Origin of the sequence: Mycobacterium sp. E2497 (genome assembly GCF_001668695.1) — a bacterium.
Lineage (GTDB): Bacteria > Actinomycetota > Actinomycetes > Mycobacteriales > Mycobacteriaceae > Mycobacterium.
In genome coordinates, this window is the sequence record NZ_LZKD01000050.1 from 1 (window position 1) to 19,052 (window position 19,052).

Annotated in this window: 18 protein-coding genes; 6 read left to right on the plus strand and 12 right to left on the minus strand. The window is 69.9% G+C overall.

From position 1 onward, the window contains the following. Window positions 1-104 precede the first annotated feature (104 nt). The 5 genes from A5713_RS04215 to A5713_RS04235 are packed head-to-tail and all read right to left on the minus strand — an operon-like array spanning window position 105 to window position 5,858. The gene (locus tag A5713_RS04215) at window positions 105-1,121 is read right to left on the minus strand and encodes an SDR family oxidoreductase (protein ID WP_082972777.1); all 1,017 of its coding nucleotides are present in this window, start codon (window positions 1,119-1,121) and stop codon (window positions 105-107) included. A 19-nt stretch (window positions 1,122-1,140) separates the two neighbouring features. Next, window positions 1,141-2,931, minus strand: a complete 1,791-nt coding sequence (locus tag A5713_RS04220; RefSeq protein ID WP_068092843.1) for a glycoside hydrolase family 15 protein — start codon at window positions 2,929-2,931, stop codon at window positions 1,141-1,143. Beyond that, complete coding sequence (locus A5713_RS04225; RefSeq protein ID WP_068092929.1) at window positions 2,924-4,627, minus strand: GMC family oxidoreductase; 1,704 nt, start codon at window positions 4,625-4,627, stop codon at window positions 2,924-2,926. Before A5713_RS04225 ends, A5713_RS04220 begins: the two co-directional genes overlap by 8 nt. Beyond that, window positions 4,627-5,373: a gluconate 2-dehydrogenase subunit 3 family protein gene (locus A5713_RS04230; RefSeq protein ID WP_068092847.1), complete on the minus strand. Its 747-nt coding sequence runs from the start codon at window positions 5,371-5,373 to the stop codon at window positions 4,627-4,629. The genes A5713_RS04225 and A5713_RS04230 overlap by 1 nt, the downstream gene beginning before the upstream one ends. Window positions 5,374-5,378: 5 nt before the next feature. After that, window positions 5,379-5,858: a hypothetical protein gene (locus A5713_RS04235; RefSeq protein ID WP_067927524.1), complete on the minus strand. Its 480-nt coding sequence runs from the start codon at window positions 5,856-5,858 to the stop codon at window positions 5,379-5,381. Window positions 5,859-6,289: 431 nt separating this feature from the next. Between A5713_RS04235 and A5713_RS04240 the strand changes: the two genes are divergently transcribed. After that, on the plus strand, window positions 6,290-7,729 hold the full coding sequence (locus tag A5713_RS04240; RefSeq protein ID WP_068092850.1) for an HNH endonuclease signature motif containing protein: 1,440 nt from the start codon (window positions 6,290-6,292) through the stop codon (window positions 7,727-7,729). Here the strand turns inward: A5713_RS04240 and A5713_RS04245 are convergent, their stop codons facing one another. Continuing rightward, on the minus strand, window positions 7,730-8,416 hold the full coding sequence (locus A5713_RS04245; protein ID WP_068092933.1) for an MspA family porin: 687 nt from the start codon (window positions 8,414-8,416) through the stop codon (window positions 7,730-7,732). It lies immediately after the preceding gene. Between the two features lie 210 nt (window positions 8,417-8,626). Between A5713_RS04245 and A5713_RS04250 the strand changes: the two genes are divergently transcribed. From A5713_RS04250 to A5713_RS04260, 3 genes are all read left to right on the plus strand, one after another. Then, window positions 8,627-8,872: a hypothetical protein gene (locus A5713_RS04250; protein WP_156751738.1), complete on the plus strand. Its 246-nt coding sequence runs from the start codon at window positions 8,627-8,629 to the stop codon at window positions 8,870-8,872. A gap of 99 nt (window positions 8,873-8,971) precedes the next feature. Continuing rightward, window positions 8,972-11,959 carry an acyl-CoA synthetase gene (locus A5713_RS04255; RefSeq protein ID WP_068092857.1) on the plus strand — a complete coding sequence of 996 codons (2,988 nt, stop codon included), beginning with the start codon at window positions 8,972-8,974 and terminating at the stop codon, window positions 11,957-11,959. Continuing rightward, window positions 11,952-12,167 carry a Trm112 family protein gene (locus tag A5713_RS04260; RefSeq protein ID WP_067927535.1) on the plus strand — a complete coding sequence of 72 codons (216 nt, stop codon included), beginning with the start codon at window positions 11,952-11,954 and terminating at the stop codon, window positions 12,165-12,167. Before A5713_RS04255 ends, A5713_RS04260 begins: the two co-directional genes overlap by 8 nt. Here A5713_RS04260 and A5713_RS04265 read toward each other — a convergent pair. Genes A5713_RS04265 through A5713_RS04280 form a run of 4 tightly spaced genes read right to left on the minus strand, consistent with a single transcriptional unit; the run spans window position 12,133 to window position 15,610 of the window. Next, on the minus strand, window positions 12,133-12,768 hold the full coding sequence (locus tag A5713_RS04265; RefSeq protein WP_068092936.1) for a TetR/AcrR family transcriptional regulator: 636 nt from the start codon (window positions 12,766-12,768) through the stop codon (window positions 12,133-12,135). The two genes, A5713_RS04260 and A5713_RS04265, sit on opposite strands and share 35 nt — an antisense overlap. 16 nt (window positions 12,769-12,784) lie before the next feature. Further along, the gene (locus A5713_RS04270) at window positions 12,785-13,603 is read right to left on the minus strand and encodes an ABC transporter permease (protein ID WP_156751739.1); all 819 of its coding nucleotides are present in this window, start codon (window positions 13,601-13,603) and stop codon (window positions 12,785-12,787) included. Further along, the gene (locus A5713_RS04275) at window positions 13,537-14,292 is read right to left on the minus strand and encodes an ABC transporter ATP-binding protein (protein WP_068092861.1); all 756 of its coding nucleotides are present in this window, start codon (window positions 14,290-14,292) and stop codon (window positions 13,537-13,539) included. The genes A5713_RS04270 and A5713_RS04275 overlap by 67 nt, the downstream gene beginning before the upstream one ends. A gap of 40 nt (window positions 14,293-14,332) precedes the next feature. Further along, a complete protein-coding gene (locus tag A5713_RS04280) occupies window positions 14,333-15,610 on the minus strand; it encodes an ammonium transporter (RefSeq protein WP_068092864.1) in 1,278 nt (425 codons plus the stop codon). A 71-nt stretch (window positions 15,611-15,681) separates the two neighbouring features. Between A5713_RS04280 and A5713_RS04285 the strand changes: the two genes are divergently transcribed. Next, window positions 15,682-16,293 carry a DNA-3-methyladenine glycosylase gene (locus A5713_RS04285; RefSeq protein WP_068092866.1) on the plus strand — a complete coding sequence of 204 codons (612 nt, stop codon included), beginning with the start codon at window positions 15,682-15,684 and terminating at the stop codon, window positions 16,291-16,293. On the opposite strand, the gene A5713_RS04290 is transcribed toward A5713_RS04285, so the two are convergent. After that, complete coding sequence (locus A5713_RS04290; RefSeq protein WP_231980248.1) at window positions 16,290-17,243, minus strand: bile acid:sodium symporter family protein; 954 nt, start codon at window positions 17,241-17,243, stop codon at window positions 16,290-16,292. The two genes, A5713_RS04285 and A5713_RS04290, sit on opposite strands and share 4 nt — an antisense overlap. Before the next feature lie 52 nt (window positions 17,244-17,295). Between A5713_RS04290 and tyrS the strand changes: the two genes are divergently transcribed. Beyond that, the gene (tyrS, locus tag A5713_RS04295; protein WP_068092874.1) at window positions 17,296-18,567 is read left to right on the plus strand and encodes a tyrosine--tRNA ligase; all 1,272 of its coding nucleotides are present in this window, start codon (window positions 17,296-17,298) and stop codon (window positions 18,565-18,567) included. 71 nt (window positions 18,568-18,638) lie between these two features. Here the strand turns inward: tyrS and A5713_RS04300 are convergent, their stop codons facing one another. Further along, on the minus strand, window positions 18,639-19,049 hold the full coding sequence (locus A5713_RS04300; protein WP_068092875.1) for a PaaI family thioesterase: 411 nt from the start codon (window positions 19,047-19,049) through the stop codon (window positions 18,639-18,641). Window positions 19,050-19,052 lie beyond the last annotated feature (3 nt).

Genomic DNA, 19,052 nt, shown 5'->3' on the forward strand with positions numbered 1-19,052 from the left:
CACCAGCGTGGTCGACGACCAGGGCAGGGTGCCGTCGGCTTCCGGTGCGTCGGTAGGGATTTCGTAGGACTGGGCGGTGACGTCGTCGATGCGGGCGTCGACGCTCATCGGGCCCACCGGCGCGCGGCGAGCCACCCGCCCAGTCCCGCCGCGCCCAGCGCGCCGGCCCCGCTGATCATCGCGTGCTGCGACGCCCACAGTTGCGGGCTCAGCGTGTGCGATTTGTCGTCGAACCCGCCGTGGGCGCCGTGGTCGCTGCCCGGCTCCTCGTCGAGCGGCTGCCACAGGTTGTGCGGGCGCCCGGCGCGCACGGGCTCCTCGGTCTGCTGCGAGTCGTACCCGGTGCGGCCCAGGTAACGGTCCAGCAGCGGCGCCACGAATTTCTGCGCCAGCAGCGTCACCGCGGTACTGTCACCGACCCAATATTGTTTGCGCCCAGGGTGATCCGCGGCATACAGGACGCCGCGGGCGGCCACCTCGGGCTGGTAGATCGGCGGCACCGGTTGCGGATGGCGGGGCAGCCGGGACAGCACCCAGGAGAACTGCGGGGTGTTGACCGCGGGCATCTGGGCCACCGTGACCCGCACGTTCGAGCGCTCGTGCAGCAGCTCGCAGCGCAGCGATTCGGTGAACCCGTTGATGGCGTGCTTGGCGCCGCAGTACGCCGACTGCAGCGGGATGGATCGCTGGCTGAGCGCGGAACCGACCTGCACGATGGTGCCGCGGTCGCGGGGCCGCATCTTGGCCAGGGCCGCCATCGTGCCGTGCACGTACCCGAGGTAGGACACCTCGGTCACGCGTTTGAACTCCTCGGAGCTGATCTCGTGGAACGGCGCGAACACGGAGGTGAATGCGACGTTGACCCAGACGTCGATGGGTCCGAAGGCCGCCTCGGTCTCGTCGGCGGCGACGACGACGGCCGCGTGGTCGGCCACGTCGGTGGGGATGGTCAGCGCCTTGCCGCCCCCGGATTCGACGTCGCGGGCGGCGCCGTCCAGCCCGGCGGACCCGCGGGCGAGCAGGGCGACGTTCGCCCCGCGCTGCCCGAACAGTTTGGCGGTGGCCCGGCCGATGCCGGCGCTGGCCCCGGTGATCACGATCGTTTGTGTGGTCGGTGTCATCGCCTGATCTCCCTTCGTGTCAGTCATGGTGGGCGTCGTCGGCGAGGGTGGCCGTGCATTCGAGCATCAGCGCGTGCGCGAAGGCCTGGGGGAGGTTGCCGCGCAGCTGGCGCTGCCTGACGTCGTATTCCTCGCAGAACAATCCGGGGGGCCCGCAGGCGGCGCGGTTGCGTTCGAACCAGCGCATCGCGCAATGGGCATGGCCCATTTGGTGTTCGGCGAGCGCCATCATGAATCCGCAGAGCAGGAAGGCGCCCTCGGCGTCGCCGAGGTCGCGCTCGTCGTGCCGGAAGCGGTAGACGAACCCGTCGTGGCTGAGCTGCCTGCGGACGGCGTCGAGTGTGGCGCGGGTGCGCGGGTCGTCGACGGGCAGGGCCCCGCGCACGGGAGGCAGCAGCAGCGACGCGTCCACTCCGGGCAGCCGCGGGCTGCGTTGCCAGTAGCCGCCCTGCGGGTGCAGGCTGCCGGCGGCGGTGTCGGCCAGGATGGCGTCGGCCAGCGACGCGCTGGCAGCCACCTCGGTGCCGCCGCCCGCCACCTTGGCGATGGCGCGCAGCCCGGCGACACAGGCCAGCCTGGACTGCGTCCAGTGCTCGTTGTCGATCTCCCAGATCCCCGCGTCCGGCTCCCGCCAACGCTTTTCGATCGCGCCGATGGCGGCCTGCGCGGCGCGCCAGCCCTCGACATCGAGCCGGCCGGCGTGGCCCGCGCAGGCCAGCAGCTGCAGCGCCTCGCCGAAGACGTCGAGCTGGAATTGCTGGTTGACCCAGTTGCCCACCTTGTCGGTGCCGCCGGGGTAGCCGGGCAGGTCGAGGGTTTGCTCGCTGGGCACGCTGCCGCCCGTGACGGTGTAGGCCGGCTTGAGGTCGGGTCCGTGTTCCAGCAGCCGGCCGCCGACGAATTCGACCGCGCGGTCCAGCAATTCGGTCGCCCCGACGCTGGCGGCGGCGATGCCGGCGTACACCTGGTCCCGGATCCACGCGTAGCGGTAGTCGTAGTTCTGGTTGGTGTGTGCGCGCTCGGGCAGGCTCATCGTGGCGGCGGCGACCATGCCGCCGCCGCTGCTGGTCAGCCCGCGCAGCACCGCGTAGGAGTGCCGCGCGTCGCGCGGGGCGACGGTGCCGGTCAGCTCGGGCATGCTGCGGTGCCACGCGGCCTCCGTTGCGTCCCAGGCGACGTCGGGGTCGGGCGGCCGGTCGGGGAGCGCGCGTTCGGAGAGCTCCAGGACGAAGTCGTGCTGACCGCCCTCGTCGACGGTCACCTCACAGGCGAGCACGTCCCCGTGGCCGCGCGCCCCGGTGACGGCGCGCGCGTCGCAGCCGCCGAGCCAGCGCCACCGTAACCGCCCCGACTTTCCGCTCCACACCCCGTCGTCGACGCTCAGGTCGCCGGAGCCGTGCCGGCCGAACGCGGCGCTCGGCTGCAGCAACAGCCGCACCCGCGCGGTCCCGCGGCAGCCCATCAGCCGGCGCAGCAGCACCACCCGGTCGGGATCGCCCGGGAAGGCCAGCGCCTCGCGGCATTCCACGATGCCGTCGCGGGTGATCCACCGGTTGCGCCAGATCAGGGTGCCCGGCTCGTAATAGCCGCCCCACACGTGCCGGACGTCGGTCGGGGTGATCGCGTAAACCCCATCGCCGCCAATGAGATTCGAGAACACGGCGTCGGAATCCCACCGCGGGGCGCACATCCACGCGACGTCGCCCTGCGGACCGATCAGGGCGCCCCGTTCGCCGTCGGCGAGCAGCGCGTACTCGCGCAGCACCCGCGGGGAAAAGGTCACCTCGACATCGATCGTGCGGTCAGACACGGACCCCCGCCTTCGCCGGCCGGCTTGCCGGGGCGTCCCTGCCGATCTTGCCGGTCGCCATCCGTTCGGCCAGCCGCGAAGCCAACGCCATGATCGTCAGCGCCGGGTTCGCCGAGCCCTGCGTCGGGCAGACCGAGCCGTCGGTGAGGAACAGGTTCGGCACGCCCCACACCCGGTGGTCGGAATCGACCACCGAGTTGTCCGGGCGGGTGCCCATGCGCGCACCCCCGATCAGGTGGGCGAACCGTTCGATGGTCAGCACGTCCTGGGCGCCCGACGCGTGCAGGATGTCGTCGATCACCTTGGTGGAGTAGGCCATGTTGGCCTTGTCGTTGTCGCACAGCGTGTAGTCGAACCTGGCGACCGGGATGCCGTACGCGTCCGTCTCCTGGGCGAGGGTGACCCGATTGTCCGGCAGCGGCAACAGCTCGTTGAGCACGCCGATGGTCGCCCAGTGGTTGTAGTCGCGCATGTACTCCCGCAACGCCCGCCCCCAATGCCCGTCGGCGAGCACGTGTTCGGCCCAGCCGATCGGCATGGGGGACACGGTCTGGATGGCGAAGCCGCGGGCGAACCCGCGGGACGGGTCCGTCTCGTAGAACTGCTCCGAGGACACCTCCGGGGGTGGCGCCTTGTACATCCGGACCTCTTCCGACCACCGGCCCGCCGACTGCGTGGCGCCCTGCACCATCACGTAGCGACCGACCTGGTCGTCGTTGTTGCCCAACCCGTTCGGGAAGCGCTCGCTGGCCGAGTTCAGCAGCAACCGCGGCGTCTCGATGGAGTACCCGGCGATCGCGACGACCTTGGCCCGCTGCAGCCGTTCGTTCCCGCCCACTTCGTCGTAATAGACCACCCCCCGTGCGGCGCCGCTGTCGTCGAGTTCGACGCGCGCCGCCATGCAATTGGCGCGCACCTCCACGGCGTGGGCCAGCGCGTCGGGCAGGTGCGTGACGTACGGGCTGGCTTTGGCGTTGACCTTGCAGCCCTGCAGGCAGTAACCGCGGTAGATGCAGTGCGGGCGGTTACCGAAGGTCCCGTTGACGATGCCGACGGGCCCCACCCGCATCTCGATGCCTAGCTGCATGGCGCCCCGCCACAGCTTGGCGGCCGCGCCCGAAATCGGGTGCGGGGAAAAGGAATAACGATGCGGGTAGCCCCAGGGCCAGTTCTGCCCGGCCACCGGCAGCTCCAGCTCGATCCGCTCGTAATGCGGGCGGACGTCCTCGTAGCGGATCGGCCAGTCCGCCCCTACACCGTCGAGGGTGTAGGTGTGGAAGTCGCTGGGATGGAACCGCGGCGTGTAGCCGGCGTAGTGGACCATCGAGCCGCCCACCCCACGCCCGGAGTTGTTCTTGCCCAGCTCGATCGGGTCCTCACCGCCGATGATGCGCTTCTGCGTCCAGTACAGGGCGTGCGAACCCGCCTCGTCGGACACCCAGTCCTCGTCGGGGTGCCAGAACGGGCCCGCCTCGAGGATGACGACCCGCCAGCCGGCCCGCGCGAGGCGCTGGGCGAGCACCGATCCGCCGGCGCCGGCGCCGACGACCACCAGGTCGACCTCGTCGTCGTCGCGGTAGCGCTGCATGGTCTTCTCGCCGGGCAGGTCGCGCGAGTGCACGTCGAGCAGGAACCGCGATTCGTTGTCCTTGGGCCCGACGGCTCCCCTGAGCAGTCCGCGGAGTCGGTCACCCATCACAGTTCACCGTGTTGCACCACGCGGACCGGGTCCTCGTCCGTGGCGCCCCTCGTCTCGAATGGTTCGCGGGCCGCGGCATCCCCGGTGGCGCCGCCCAGGCGCATGAACCCGCGCGGGTAGGCCGGGCCGCCGAATCCGATCTCGTTCCATGCCCAGGGGTGAGAGTAGAACCCGGACAACACCATTCGCATGCACACCGACCACGCGCGCTTGACGTTCAGGCGCTCCCAGGTGCCACCGTCCAGGGCGCCGTCGGAGAACTGGTCGATGATCGCCTCGCGGGTGTCGGGCTCGGCGTCGGCGAACGAGGCCTTCCCGTAGCGGCGGGACGCGGTCTCGTCCAGCGCCCGTAGCACCAGCCGCCAGGTGTCGCGGTCGTCGGGCATGTCGGCGTACTGGTAGCCGTCGAGCCGGCCGTCGGCGAGCTTGGAGTCGACCGACTCGGGCACGGGCACCCGCGGCTCGGTGTCCTGGGCGAGCACGGTGTCGCAGAACGCGCGCAGGCACGGCTCCTCGTCGGCGGTGAAGAACCGCAGCGGCCCGGGCGGCTCCAGCCGGGCCAGCACCACCTTCTTGGTGGCCTCGTCCCAGGTGTCGGCCGTCTCCAGCACGTCGAAATCCGGGTAGCGCCCGATCATTTGGGGCGTGGTCCCGCGGCGTTGTCTGGGCAGCCAGGACGGGTGGGGGGGTTTGCGATCCGGTCGCAGGTTGGGCAGGTGGTCGGGGCGGGCGGTGTCTGCCATCGCGCTCAGCCCCGGAACCGCTCGCGCCGCAGGATCGAGGCCAACAGCCCCATCCCGCCGACCATGCACATCAGCCCCGGCGCCGCGATCGGCGGGCCCATGGGCACGTTGTAGGACGCGTTCTTCCATCCACCGGGCTTGCGGGCCACCCCGCGTGCGTGCAGGTATTCGCCCATGAGGCCGTTGGCCGTGTAGATGCCGGCCGTGATCGGCAGCCAGAGTTTGGCCCAGCGCCGGGAGAACACCCCGCCGATTCCGGCGACCACCACCGGCGGGGTGACCACGATCGGGCTCCACATCCACTTGTTGCCGAAGCTCGCCTTGTAGTGCTCGAAATAGATCTCGGCCGTGGTCACGAGGGCCGCCATGGCCGTCAGCCCGGACAGCGAGCGTTCGAAGCGGCCGTGCGCGACGTCGTACAACGCCCGCTCGCCCAGCTGAATCGCCTCGTGCTTGCGCCGTCCGCCGTTGCCTAACAACAACATTTGATTGCCTTCCTTTAGCTCGTGGATCGCTGGTCATCCGAGTTACTGGCCGGGGTGGCGCCCGTGGGGCATGACGCGAGCGGGCGGTGGTCCGCACACCGAGAACGACGCCATGCCGTGACGGTCCGGGGCGGTTTGCCCATGCGTCACCTCACTTTTGAACCGAAACACGCTCAGGCAGCCAGCGCGCGATGAAGACTCGCGATGGCTGCCCAGAGAACTGGTAAGCGCCCAGCTGTGTGTTTCAACCGAGGTGGCCCCGACGGCGCGTCGTGACCGAAGCGCATTCGGTGCGTACCCGGTTTGGTTAGGCGCAAACCGTCCGCGTTCGGTGTGCGGATGGGCCGGCCTTGCGGCTGCGCAAAGTCCCGACTCGGGGACCCGGCCGCCGCTCCGGCGACTTGTCACACCCACCCGCTACTATCGAAACTATGTTCGAATATGCCGACGCTTCGCGGTCGACGCCGGAGTCGGCCGCGCTGCTGGCCCGGGTGCGCGACGCGGGCCGCGCGGAGGCGCGGGCCGCCGCGGAACGCCTTGCGGCAGTGGGTGACTTGCTTGTCTTGCGCTGCCGGGATTCGGGGGAGCGGCCGGACTGGGCCGCCGATGCGTGGGACGCGGTCGCCGCCCAAGTCGGTGCGGCGCTGGGATGCAGCCTGGCGATGGCGCATAGCTACCTGCACTATGCGATGGCGATGCGCGAGCGGCTACCCGAGGTCGGCAAGGCGTTCCAGGCCGGGGATATCGACTATCGCGCATTTCAGACGATCGTGTACCGCACCGATCTGATCACCGACCCCGACGGCATGGCGCGCGTGGACGCGCGGTTGGCCGCGTTGGTGTCGCGGCGCCCGTCGTTGACCCGGAGCGGGTTGAGCGCGGCCGTGGATCGGGTCGTGGCGCTGGTGGACGCCGACGCGGTGCGCCGGGCCAAGGAGGCGGTCGCCGATCGGTTTGTGGATGTGCAAGACAACGAGTCGGGGACGGCGTGGGTGACCGGCAGCCTGTTCGGCGCCGACGGACGTGCGCTGGATCGACGCCTCGAGGAAATGGCGCGCAGCGTGTGTGGCGCCGACCCACGCACCCCTCGACAGCGGCGGGCCGATGCGCTGGGCGCGCTGGCCGCCGGGGCGCAGCGGTTGGGCTGTCAGTGTGGGACGCCGGAGTGTGCCGGTAGTGGGCGAAATCCGAGCGCGGTGGTGATCCATGTGGTGGCCGAGGCGGCCACGGTCGCCGGACGCGGCGCGGCGCCGGGGGTGTTGCCAGGCGTCGAGGGCCTAGTGCCGGCCGAGGTGGTCGCCGAGCTTGCCGGCTCGGCGAGGCTGGTGCCGGTGAGCGTCCCGACGCAGGCCGAACCGCGCTATACCCCCTCGACCCGGCTGGCGGACTTCGTCCGCTGCCGGGACCTGACGTGCCGGGCGCCGGGGTGCGACCGGCCGGCCGTCGACTGCGACATCGACCATACGATCCCGTACAACGACGGCGGGCCCACTCACGCGTCGAACCTGAAAGCCCTTTGCCGCCAACATCATTTGCTCAAAACGTTTTGGGGCTGGCGCGACGAGCAGTTGCCCGACGGCACCCTCATCTGGCGGCTGCCCGACGGACACACCTACGTCACCGCCCCGGGCAGCGCGCTGCTGTTTCCCAGCCTGTGCGCGCCCACCGGCGACCTGCCGGCCCCCGCCGCCGGCGCCGAGCGCTGCGGCGAGCGCACCGCGATGATGCCGCTGCGTAACAGGACTCGTGCGCAGAACCGGGCCCAGCGCGTCGCCACCGAACGCCACCACAACCGCCGAACCCGCCTGGCGAATCAAACCGCCCAGACCGGCCCGGCGCCACCCGCCGACGACGAACCCCCGCCCTTCTGATCACACGGTTTTGGTGACGCCGACGTAGGACAGCACCACGTCGGATTCGTCGGTCACTTGGGTCAGCGTTGCGTAGGACCGGATGAACGACTGACCCACGCACCCATCGATCTTGACGTGGAATCCGGTGACGATGACCCGCGGATTCGGGCCAGTGAACTCCTTCTTGGCCACCGGTACTTCGACTACGACACCGGGCTTGAGGCCCACGGTGATCAAGCCGTTCATCGGGGTGGTGACCAACGGCACCGGCGTCGGCGCACCGGTAAACACGCCCGCCAAGCCCAAGCCGGGGGTCACGCCGGCGTTGCCCCCGAGGGTGACGCCGTTGGATGTGCTCATGTCGATTCCGCAGCCGATCTCGTAACCCACCTCGAGGACGCCGCGAGGCTGTTCGAGCCCTTCCAGCGAACCGAAGAACGTTCCGCGGGCGAGGTATTCGCGAGACGAGAGCGCCGTCGTCAGCGGCGCTATCGGGACTTGCGACTCGTCCTTCGCGCCCAGGGTCAAATCCCAGCCCTCGGGCGTCGTGTAGGTCACCGGATCGGACGACGGCACCCGCCCCTCGTCGGAGGGTCCCGCGGTGGCCGCGGCGTTCTCGGCGTCCGGATCGGCGGCCGCCGGGGGCGCCGAGGTCACCGACAAGGCGACGCACAACGCGACGATCGCACCGCGACGGACGACCACGGATACCGGCCACACGTGCGACACCGTACGTACCGCCCGATCGCCGACGCGAAATTTGCTGGACGACTCGTCAAAGTCGTTGTGCGTTCGTAACCGTTATGGGATGCGGGGCTGGTCTGTGGGGCCGGAAATCAGGTACTCAATTCGTTTGCCGGAGCGGTAGAATCGTTGCCCTGGCCAACCCTTCCGGGAGCGACAGTGGGGAAGACGATGAGTAGCCGGACGCGTGTTCGCGGACTGCTCGCCGCAGCGGCGGCCGGCATGGCGCTCACGGGCGGCGCCGGCATAGCGCATGCGGATTCCGACCCTGCGCTGCCACCGGGGCCGGGCATCATCAATCAACTCATCACGTCGACTCCGGCCCTGGCTCCCGATCCGGCCGACGAAGACGGTCCGTCGATGGGCTCGAACGCCGTCGGCATGTATTGCGAAAACCGATTCGCCCGGTGTCACTAGCCGCACGGTTGACCACCCGCGAGCAAATCACCTGGCCAGGCCCACCGACCCCGCTGGTGTGCCATGATGTCGGAGCTGTCAAGACATAGGGGAGCGGCCGTGGATCTCAACTTGTCGATCGTCACGCGACCGGTGGAGCGCCTGATAGCTACGGCGCAGAACGGGCTGGAAGTCGTCCGGCTGGGGGGCTTGGAGACGGGTAGCGTCCCGTCGCCATCGCAGATCGTCGAGAGCGTGACGATGTACAAGCTGCGGCGTTATTTCCCGCCCGACAACCGGCCGGACAAGCCGCCGGTGGGCCCGCCGGTGCTGATGGTGCACCCGATGATGATGTCGGCGGACATGTGGGACGTCACCCGCGAGGACGGCGCCGTCGGCATCCTGCACGCCAACGGGCTGGACCCCTGGGTCATCGACTTCGGCGAACCGGACAAGGTGGAAGGCGGCATGCGCCGCACCCTGGCCGATCACATCGTCGCGCTCAGCCAGGCCATCGACACCGTCAAGGGCGTCACCGGCAGCGACATCCATCTGGTCGGTTACTCCCAGGGCGGCATGTGGTGCTACCAGGTCGCCGCCTACCGGCGGTCGAAGAGCCTGGCCAGCATCGTCACCTTCGGCTCGCCGGTGGACACCCTGGCCGCCTTGCCGATGGGCATCCCGCCCAACTTCGCCGCGCCGGCCGCCAACTTCATGGCCGACCACGTCTTCAGCCGGCTGGCCATCCCCAGCTGGATGGCGCGCACCGGCTTTCAAATGCTCGATCCGCTCAAGACCGCCAAGGCGCGCGTCGACTTCGTCCGCCAGCTGCACGACCGCGAGGCGCTGCTGCCGCGCGAACAGCAGCGCAGGTTCCTTGAACGCGAGGGCTGGATCGCCTGGTCGGGCCCGGCGATCTCCGAACTGCTCAAGCAGTTCATCGCCCACAACCGCATGATGACGGGCGGCTTCGCCGTCAACGGGCAGATGGTCACGCTCACCGATATCACCTGCCCGGTGCTGGCCTTCGTCGGCGAGGTGGACGACATCGGGCAGCCGGCGTCGGTGCGCGGCATCAGACGCGCGGCGCCGGATGCCGAGGTCTACGAAAAGCGCATCCGCACAGGCCATTTCGGTTTGGTCGTCGGATCCAAGGCCGCGCAGCAGAGCTGGCCGACCGTCGCCGAATGGGTGAAGTGGCTGTCCACCGGCGGCGACAAACCGGACGGCATCGACCTGATGGCCGACCAGCCCGAGAAGCACACCGACAGCGGTGTCGCGTTGAGTTCCCGTCTGGCACACGGTATCGGCGAGGTTTCCGAGGCGGCGCTGGGCGTGGTGCGCGGTGCCGCCAACACGGTGGTCGCGGCCAACAAGTCGATGCGCACCCTGGCCGTCGAAACGGCCCGCACGCTGCCGCGCCTGGTCCGGCTGGGGCAGATCAACGACCACACGCGCATCTCGTTGGGCCGCATCATCGACGAGCAGGCGCACGACGCCCCGCAGGGCGAATTCCTGCTCTTCGACGGGCGCGTGCACACCTACGAGGCCGTCAACCGGCGCATCAACAACGTCGTCCGCGGCCTGATCGAGGTCGGGGTGCGCCAGGGCGACAGGGTCGGTGTCCTGATGGAGACGCGGCCCAGCGCGCTGGTCGCGATCGCCGCGCTGTCCCGGCTCGGTGCCGTCGCCGTGGTGATGCGACCGGACACCGACCTGGCCGCGTCGGTCCGGCTCGGGGGAGTGACCGAACTGCTGACCGACCCCACCAACCTGGAGGCGGTGCTGGCGTCGGACCGCCAGGGGTTGCGGCAGGTGCTGGTGCTGGGCGGCGGCGAGGCGCGGGATCTGCACCTGCCCGACGACAGCGACGTCATCGACATGGAACAGATCGACCCGGACGCCGTCGAGCTGCCCGGCTGGTACCGGCCCAACCCGGGACTGGCCCGCGACCTGGCGTTCATCGCGTTCAGCGCGGCCGGCGGCGAACTGGTGGCCAAGCAGATCACCAACTACCGCTGGGCGGTGTCGGCCTTCGGCACCGCCTCGACGGCCGCCCTGGACCGCCGGGACACCGTCTACTGCCTCACCCCGCTGCACCACGAGTCGGCGCTGCTGGTGAGCCTGGGCGGCGCGGTCGTCGGCGGCACCCGCATCGCGCTGTCCCGCGGCCTGGACCGCGACCGGTTCGTCCAAGAGGTGCGCCAGTACGGCGTCACGGTGGTGTCCTACACCTGGGCCATGCTCCGCGAGATCGTCGACGATCCCGCCTTCGTGCTGCACGGCAATCACCCGGTGCGGCTGTTCATCGGTTCGGGCATGCCGACCGGGCTGTGGGGCCGCGTCGTCGACGCCTTCGCGCCCGCCCACGTCGTCGAGTTCTTCGCCACCACCGACGGACAGGCGGTGCTGGCCAACGTGTCCGGCGCCAAGGTCGGCAGCAAGGGCCGCCCGCTGCCGGGCGCCGGGCGCATCGAGCTGGCCGCCTACGACGTCGAACACGACCTGATCCTGGAGAACGACCGCGGCTTCGTCCAGATCGCCGAGCCGAAACAAGTCGGGGTGCTGCTCGCCGCGTCCAACGGTCCGATCGACCCGACCGCGTCGGTCAAACGGGGCGTCTTCGCCGCCGGCGACACCTGGATCTCGACCGAGTACCTGTTCTACCGCGACGACGACGGCGACTACTGGCTGGCGGGCCGGCGCGGCTCGGTGGTCCACACCGCGCGCGGTCCCGTCTTCGACGAGCCGGTGAACAACGTGCTCGGCTGCGTCACCGGCGTCGATCTCGCGGTGACCTACAACGTGCCCGTGGGCGACCGCCAGGTCGCGGTCTCGGCGGTCACGCTGCTGCCGGGGGCCGGCATCACCGCGGCCGACCTGACCGACGCCGTGGCGAAGATCCCCATCGGCGTCGGCCCCGACATCGTCCAGGTGTGTCCGGAGATGACGTTGAGCGCGACCTATCGTCCGACCGTCAGCGCCCTGCGCGCGGCCGGAATTCCCAAGCCGGGCCGCCAGGTCTGGTACTTCGACGCCGAGGGCAACTTCTTCCGGAAGCTGACCCCGAGCGTGCGGTCCGAGCTGAGCGGGCGCGACCATGATTGACGATTCGCTGCTGGAAATCCTGGTGTGCCCGGCCGACCGTGGCCCGCTGCTGCTCGTGGATGACGAGTTCCTGTACAACCCGCGGCTGCGGCGCGCCTACCGGATCGAGGACGGCATCCCGGTGCTGCTGGTCGACGAGGCCCGCGACGTCGACGACGACGAGCACGCCCGGCTCATGGCACGAGCCCGTCCGGCAGATCCCCGGTGAGGTAGCGCTGCAGGTTGGGCGCGATGGTCTGCGCGACCTGCTGGGCCGGCAGCGACGCGAACGGCTCCAGCTGCAGGATGTAGCGCGCCATCACGACGCCGACCAGCTGGGACGCGACGAACTGGACGCGGATGACCCCGCTGCCGGACGGATTGTCAACGCGCGGGCCGACTTCCACCGCGATCACGTCCTCGATGAACGTGCGGAACAGGTTGACCTCTGAGCCGGCCAGGATGGACCGCAGCGTGGCGATGAACCCCGTGCCCAGGTCGGAATCCCACAGCGGCAACAACATCGACGGCAGCCGGTAACCGACTTCCTCGATCGGCACGTCGCGCAGCGGGCCGATGATGTCCATCGGGTCGATCGGGATGTGGACGGCCGCGGCGAACAGCTTCTCCTTGGTGCCGAAGTAGTGATGCACCAGCGCCGAGTCGACGCCCGCGGCCGCCGCCACCGCGCGGATCGAGGTATTGCCGATTCCATTGGTGGCGAACAATTCTCGGGCGCTGGCCAGGATGCGGTTGCGGGTGTCGGAGCTGCCGGCCGGCCGCCCGGGCCGCCTGCGGCCCTCATTGGCGGGCTCCGCCGCGCTTGCGATCGCCACTAGATCGCCACTACGGGGTCCGTCGCCGCAGCGTCGCGGCCGCCAGGCACAGCGACGCGAGCGCGAAACCCAGCACGACGACGATGTCGCGCACCGCGACGTAGGTCAGCTGCGGGTGCACCCCCACCTGTTGGAGTGCCTCCAGCGCGTAGCTGGCCGGCATCACGTCGCTGACCCACTGCAGCCAGTGCGCCATCAACGCCCGCGGCACGATGATGCCGGCGAGCAACAACTGCGGCACCATCACCAGCGGGATGAACTGTACCGCCTGAAACTCGGTGCGCGCGAAGGCACTACACAGCAGGCCGAGGCCCACGCCGAGGACGGCGTTGACGATCGCGATCACGAACACCCACGCGGGGCTGCCGGCGGTGTCGAAGCCGAGCAGCCAGAACGACACGATGCACGCCAGGACGGCCTGTGCTGCGGCGGCCGTCGAGAAGGCGGTGCCGTAGGCCATCAGCAGATCGAACCGGCGCAGGGGAGTGGTCAGGATGCGCTCCAGCGTGCCGGAGGCCCGTTCGCGCTGCATGGTGATCGCCGTGATGATGAACATCACGAACAGCGGGAACAGGCCCAGCAGGATCAGGCAGGCGTTGTTGAAGGGCGTCGGCGTGCCCGGCCGGTGCGGCTCGTTCTGCAGCATGTAATACATCAGCGTGATCACCAGGACCGGCACGAACAGGATCATCGCGACGCTGCGGTGGTCGGCCGCCAGCTGGCGCAGGATCCTTGTCGTGGTGGCGGTATATCCCTTGAGCCCTAACCGGCCTGGCGCATGATGTTGCGCTTGATGATGGACAGAAACGCGTCCTCCAGTGACGTGCATCCGGTGTCCTCTCGTAGTCGGTCCGGAGTGGTGTGCGCGAGCAGGTGACCGTCCCGCATCAGCAGCAGGTCACCGCAGTGGTCGGCCTCGTCCATGACGTGGCTGGACACCAGCAGCGTGGTTCCGCCGCGGGCGAGGTCGGCGAACTGCTCCCAGAGATCCGCGCGCAGCACGGGGTCCAGGCCCACCGTCGGCTCGTCGAGCACGAGCAGCGCCGGCCGGCAGACCAGCGCGCACGCCAGCGAAACCCGGGTGCGCTGACCGCCGGAAAGGTTGGCGCAGAAGGCGGTTCGGTGATCGGCCAGCCCCACCCGCTCGATCGCCGCGTCGGCGGCCTGGCGGTCGAAACCGTACAGCGCGGCGAAATACCGGACGTTGTCGACCACGCGCAGGTCGTTGTAGATGGTCGGATCCTGCGGCAGGTACCCGACCCGGCGGTGCAGCGACGCCGACCCGGCCGGGTGGCCGAGCACGGTGACGGTTCCCGAGGTGACGATCTGGGTGCCGACGATAGACCGCATCAGGGTGGTCTTGCCGCAGCCGGACGGGCCGAGCAGGCCGGTGACGCTGCCGCGCGCGATCTGGACCGAGAAGTCGTGCAGGGCGGGGCGCTTACCGCGGATCACCCGCAGGTGATCGATGCGGACGGCCGGTTCGCTGATTAATTCATCACGTGATGAAGTCATCATGTGATGAATATTCGTCCTCTACCGAGGGCCTGTCAAGGGGTTACGGGGAGCGACCTTCGGAACCGGGGCGCCGCAGCGGCAGGTGGCCGTGGACGCCCTCGGCGTAGGCGGTCTCGGCGTGCTGTGTGAGGTCCACGCCGGTGGTCTCGTCCTCCGGACTGAGCCGGAATCCCATCACCCGGTCGATCACCTTCGCGAGCACGAACGACACCGTGAACGCATAGAGCGCGACGACGACGATCGCGAGCGCCTGCTTGCCCAGCTGGGAAAAGCCGCCCCCGTAGAACAGGCCCCGCGGGCCCGACGTCATGACCGCCGTGGCGAGCAGCCCGATCAACGACACCCCGACGACGCCGCCGACGAAGTGCACGCCGACCACGTCGAGCGAATCGTCATAGTTGAGGCGGAATTTCGCGCTGACCGCGAACGAGCACACGACGCCCGCCGCCAGCCCGACCACCGCCGCACCCAGCGTGTTGACGGTCCCGCACGACGGCGTGATCGCGACCAGCCCGGCCACCACGCCGGAGGCCGCACCGAACGTCGTGGGCCGGCCGTCGCGGATCTGTTCCACCGACAGCCAGCCCAGCATGCCCAGGCAGCCGGCGACGAGCGTGTTCAGGAAGATGGCCGCGGCGGTGCCGTTGGCCGCCAGGGCCGAGCCGGCGTTGAACCCGAACCAGCCGAACCACAGCAGCCCGACGCCGAGCAACACCAGCGGCAGGTTGTGCGGCCGCATGGCGTCCTTCTTGAAGCCGATGCGGGGCCCGAGCACCAGCGCCAGGGCCAGGGCCGAGGAACCGGACACGATCTCGACGACCAGGCCGCCCGCGTAGTCGAGCACGCCCAGCTTGGCCAGCCAGCCGCCGGGCCCCCACACCCAGTGCGCGACAACCGAATACACGACCACCGTCCACACCGGGACGAACACCATCCACGCGGCGAACTTCGCGCGGTCGGCGATCGCCCCGCTGACCAGGGCGGCCGTGATGATCGCGAACGTGACCTGGAACGTGGCGTACAGCAGCTCGGGAACCGCCCCGTGCGCGGTGTCCGGGGTGATGCCCAGCATCCCGATGTGCCTGAGGTTGCCGAGGAATCCGCTCGCCCCGTCCTCGGAGAACGCGATGGTGTAGCCGACCAGCAGCCACGCCACCGTGACCAGCGGGATGGAGATGAAGCTCATCATGATCATGTTGAGCACCCCGGTGGTGCGGACCATGCCGCCGTAGAAGACGGCCAGACCGGGAGTCATCAGCAGCACCAGCGCGGTGCTGGCCAGCAGCCAGGCGGTGGCGGCGGGGTCGATCGGATGCATGACGTGTGCTCCTTCGCAGGTCCCGGGACACCGGGATACTGCCATGGCGGCGCGGTCGGTAGGTTCGGTGGGTGGCCGCACGTCAGCTGCTCGTCGACCCCGTCGCTGCTGCCCAACGGCTACTCGGCGCCACCCTCACCGGGCGGGGCGTCAGCGCCGTCATCGTCGAAGTGGAGGCCTACGGCGGCGTTCCCGACGGTCCCTGGCCGGACGCCGCGGCGCACTCCTATCGCGGCATCAGCGGACGCAACGCGGTGATGTTCGGTCCGCCCGGGCGGCTCTACACCTACCGCAGCCACGGGATCCACGTGTGCGCCAACGTCTCCTGCGGGCCGGACGGCACGGCCGCGGCGGTGTTGCTGCGCGCCGCGGCCCTCGAGGAGGGCACCGAGACCGCGCGCGCCCGGCGCGGCGAGCTGGTGCGCGGGGCCGCGCTCGCGCGGGGGCCGGGGAACCTGTGTTCGGCCCTGGGAATCACCATGGACGACAACGGCATAGACCTGTTCAGCCCGGCCAGCCTGGTGACCCTCGAACTCAACGAGCCGCTGACCGCCGCGTCGGGTCCGCGCGTCGGGGTCAGCCAAGCCGCCGACCGACCGTGGCGATTCTGGCTCGCGGGCCGGCCGGAAGTCTCGGCGTACCGGCGCAGCCCGCGGGCACCCGCCCCCGGGACCAGCGACTAGACCGCGACGCGGACAGCCGTGCGGAAGGCGGGGTCCGCCCGCCGCGCGAGGAACACGAACGTCACGGCCAGCAGGGGCGCGACGGCGCTGTACAACGCGGCCGGCATGGCCATTTCGGTGCTGTTCAGCAACTGTGGGCTCAACGCGATGCCCATCGCCACGACGGCGTTGTGCATCCCGACCTCCAGGCTGACCGCCACGGCCTGGCGGGGAGCCAGCCGCATGAAGCGCGGCGCCAGGTAGCCGACCGTCAGGCTCACGGCGCAGAAGGTCACGACGGCCCCGCTCAGCGCGCCGAAGTGATGCCACAACGTCGTCCGCCCCCCGGCGACCGCGCCGAGCACGGCGACGACCAGCAACGCCAGCGCGATGATGCGGACCGGCCGCTGCAGCCGTTGGGCGAGTTCGGGGAAGCGGTGACGGAAGGCGACCCCGATCGCGATCGGGACGAGCACCAGGCCGAACACCGTGAAGAACTTGTCCACCTGGAGCGGGAGGAACCGGCCTTCGCCGAGGAACCAGGTCATCGACACCGCCAGAATCGCGGGCAGCGCGACGATCGACAGCACGGCGTTGATCGCGGTCAGCGTGAGGTTGAGCGCCAGGTCGCCGTTGAACAGGTGGCTCAGGATGCTCGACATCGTCCCGCCGGGGGTCGCGGCCATCAGCATGAGACCCACGGCCAGATGGGGCTCGAGGTGGAAGGCCTCGGCGATCGCCAGGCACAGGGCCGGCAGCAGCAGCGACTGGCAGATGAGCGCCACCGCGAGCGGTTTGCGCATCGTGGCGGCCCGTTTGAAGTCGGCGACCGTGAGCGTCAGCCCGAGGGCCAGCATCACCACCACGACGACCAGCGGCCAGTATCGGTTGTCCATCACGCTCCACGTCGTCGGTGCGCTCAGCGGGCAGGCGGTGACGCGGCGGTGCGCCGCTCGGTTAGCTTGCCTCATCCCGGTGCGCGTGGGCGAATCGTGGCCGCGGGACCGACTAAAGTCGGCGGCGATGTCTTCCGGGATCCTTGACGAGCTGGGCTGGCGCGGGCTGATCGCGCAGTCCACCGACCTCGACGCGCTGGCGGCCGAGGCGCAGCGCGGGCCGATGACGGTGTACGCCGGCTTCGACCCCACGGCGGCCAGCCTGCATGCGGGGCACCTGGTGCCGTTGCTGGCGCTGCGCCGGTTTCAGCGCGCCGGCCACCGCCCGATCGTGCTGGCCGGCGGGGCCACCGGCATGATCGGTGACCCGCGCGACGTCGGGGAGCGCACCCTCAACGAGGCGGACACCGTCGCCGAATGGACCGAGCGCATCCGGGGCCAGCTGGAGCGTTTCGTCGACTTCGACACGTCGCCGACGGGGGCCGTCGTCGTCAACAACCTGGACTGGACGGCCCCGTTGTCGGCCATCGAGTTCCTGCGCGACCTGGGCAAGCACTTCTCGGTCAACGTCATGCTGGACCGCGACACGATCCGGCGGCGGCTGGAGGGCGATGGCATCTCCTACACGGAGTTCAGCTACATGCTGCTGCAGGCCAACGACTACGTCGAACTGCATCGCCGCTACGACTGCGCGCTGCAGATCGGCGGCTCCGACCAGTGGGGCAACATCATCGCCGGGGTCCGGCTGGTGCGCCAGAAGCTGGGCGCGACGGTGCACGCGCTCACCGTGCCGCTGGTGACGGCGTCCGACGGCACCAAGTTCGGCAAGTCGACCGGCGGCGGCAGCCTGTGGCTCGACCCGGCGATGACCACCCCGTACGCCTGGTACCAGTACTTCTTCAACACCGCCGACGCCGACGTGATCCGCTACCTGCGGTGGTTCACCTTCCTGTCGGCCGAAGAGTTGGCCGAGCTGGAACAGGCGACGGCCGAGCGCCCGCAGCAGCGGGCCGCGCAGCGACGGCTGGCCCGCGAACTGACCGTCCTGGTCCACGGCGAGGCGGCCACCGAGGCGGTCGAGCACGCCAGCCGGGCGCTGTTCGGGCAGGGTGAACTGGACCGGCTGGACGAGGCGACGCTGGCGGCGGCGCTGCGCGAGGCGTCGGTCGCCGAGCTCAAACCCGGCGGCCCGGACGGGATCGTCGACCTGTTGGTGGCCAGCGGCCTGTCCGAGAGCCGCAAAGCCGCGCGCCGCACCCTGGGCGAGGGCGGCGTATCGGTCAACAACGTCCGCATCGACAGCGAGGAATGGGCTCCGCAGCCCTCGGATTTCCTGTACGGCCGGTGGCTGGTGTTGCGCCGCGGAAAGCGCACCGTCGCAGGGATCGAAAAGGCCTGACGCCGCAACGGCGACCGTGTCGTGCCCTCGACGTGATGGGTTGGCCAGGGTGGTCACGGTGACTTCCGCGGTCAAGCCTCTTGATTGCCCAACACGGCCTGGGTCTGGGTGACTTGAGCGACTCGTTTGCCGCGATCGTCGCTCAAATCGGTCTGGACGACGATGGTGCTGCGGCCGACGTGCAGCGGGTTGCATGTCGCGTGCACGATGCCGCCGCGTACCGCGCGGAAGAAGTTGGTCTTGGATTCGATGGTGGAGGTGCCCGCGCCTCGCGGCAGATTGGCGACCGCGCACAGGGCGCCCACTGTGTCGGCGAAGGCCATGAGCGCCCCGCCGTGCAGAATGCCACCCGCGGTACACAAATGCTCGGCCCAGGCCATCGTGGCGGTGACTTCCTCGGCGGTCACCTTGCCAATGCCGATCTGAAGGGTGTCAGCGAACGGGAGCTGCGGTATGTCGACAGTTCGATCCGAAGTGTTCATCCA

Coding starts and splice junctions, on each gene's coding strand:
- A5713_RS04270 (WP_156751739.1), bottom strand. CDS start 13,603: ATGCACGTCACTGGAGGACGCGTTTCTGTCCATCATCAAGCGCAACAT.
- A5713_RS04260 (WP_067927535.1), top strand. CDS start 11,952: ATGATTGACGATTCGCTGCTGGAAATCCTGGTGTGCCCGGCCGACCGT.
- tyrS (WP_068092874.1), top strand. CDS start 17,296: ATGTCTTCCGGGATCCTTGACGAGCTGGGCTGGCGCGGGCTGATCGCG.
- A5713_RS04215 (WP_082972777.1), bottom strand. CDS start 1,121: ATGACACCGACCACACAAACGATCGTGATCACCGGGGCCAGCGCCGGC.
- A5713_RS04235 (WP_067927524.1), bottom strand. CDS start 5,858: ATGTTGTTGTTAGGCAACGGCGGACGGCGCAAGCACGAGGCGATTCAG.
- A5713_RS04290 (WP_231980248.1), bottom strand. CDS start 17,243: ATGAGGCAAGCTAACCGAGCGGCGCACCGCCGCGTCACCGCCTGCCCG.
- A5713_RS04275 (WP_068092861.1), bottom strand. CDS start 14,292: ATGATGACTTCATCACGTGATGAATTAATCAGCGAACCGGCCGTCCGC.
- A5713_RS04280 (WP_068092864.1), bottom strand. CDS start 15,610: ATGCATCCGATCGACCCCGCCGCCACCGCCTGGCTGCTGGCCAGCACC.
- A5713_RS04230 (WP_068092847.1), bottom strand. CDS start 5,373: ATGGCAGACACCGCCCGCCCCGACCACCTGCCCAACCTGCGACCGGAT.
- A5713_RS04225 (WP_068092929.1), bottom strand. CDS start 4,627: ATGGGTGACCGACTCCGCGGACTGCTCAGGGGAGCCGTCGGGCCCAAG.
- A5713_RS04240 (WP_068092850.1), top strand. CDS start 6,290: ATGTTCGAATATGCCGACGCTTCGCGGTCGACGCCGGAGTCGGCCGCG.
- A5713_RS04250 (WP_156751738.1), top strand. CDS start 8,627: ATGAGTAGCCGGACGCGTGTTCGCGGACTGCTCGCCGCAGCGGCGGCC.
- A5713_RS04300 (WP_068092875.1), bottom strand. CDS start 19,049: ATGAACACTTCGGATCGAACTGTCGACATACCGCAGCTCCCGTTCGCT.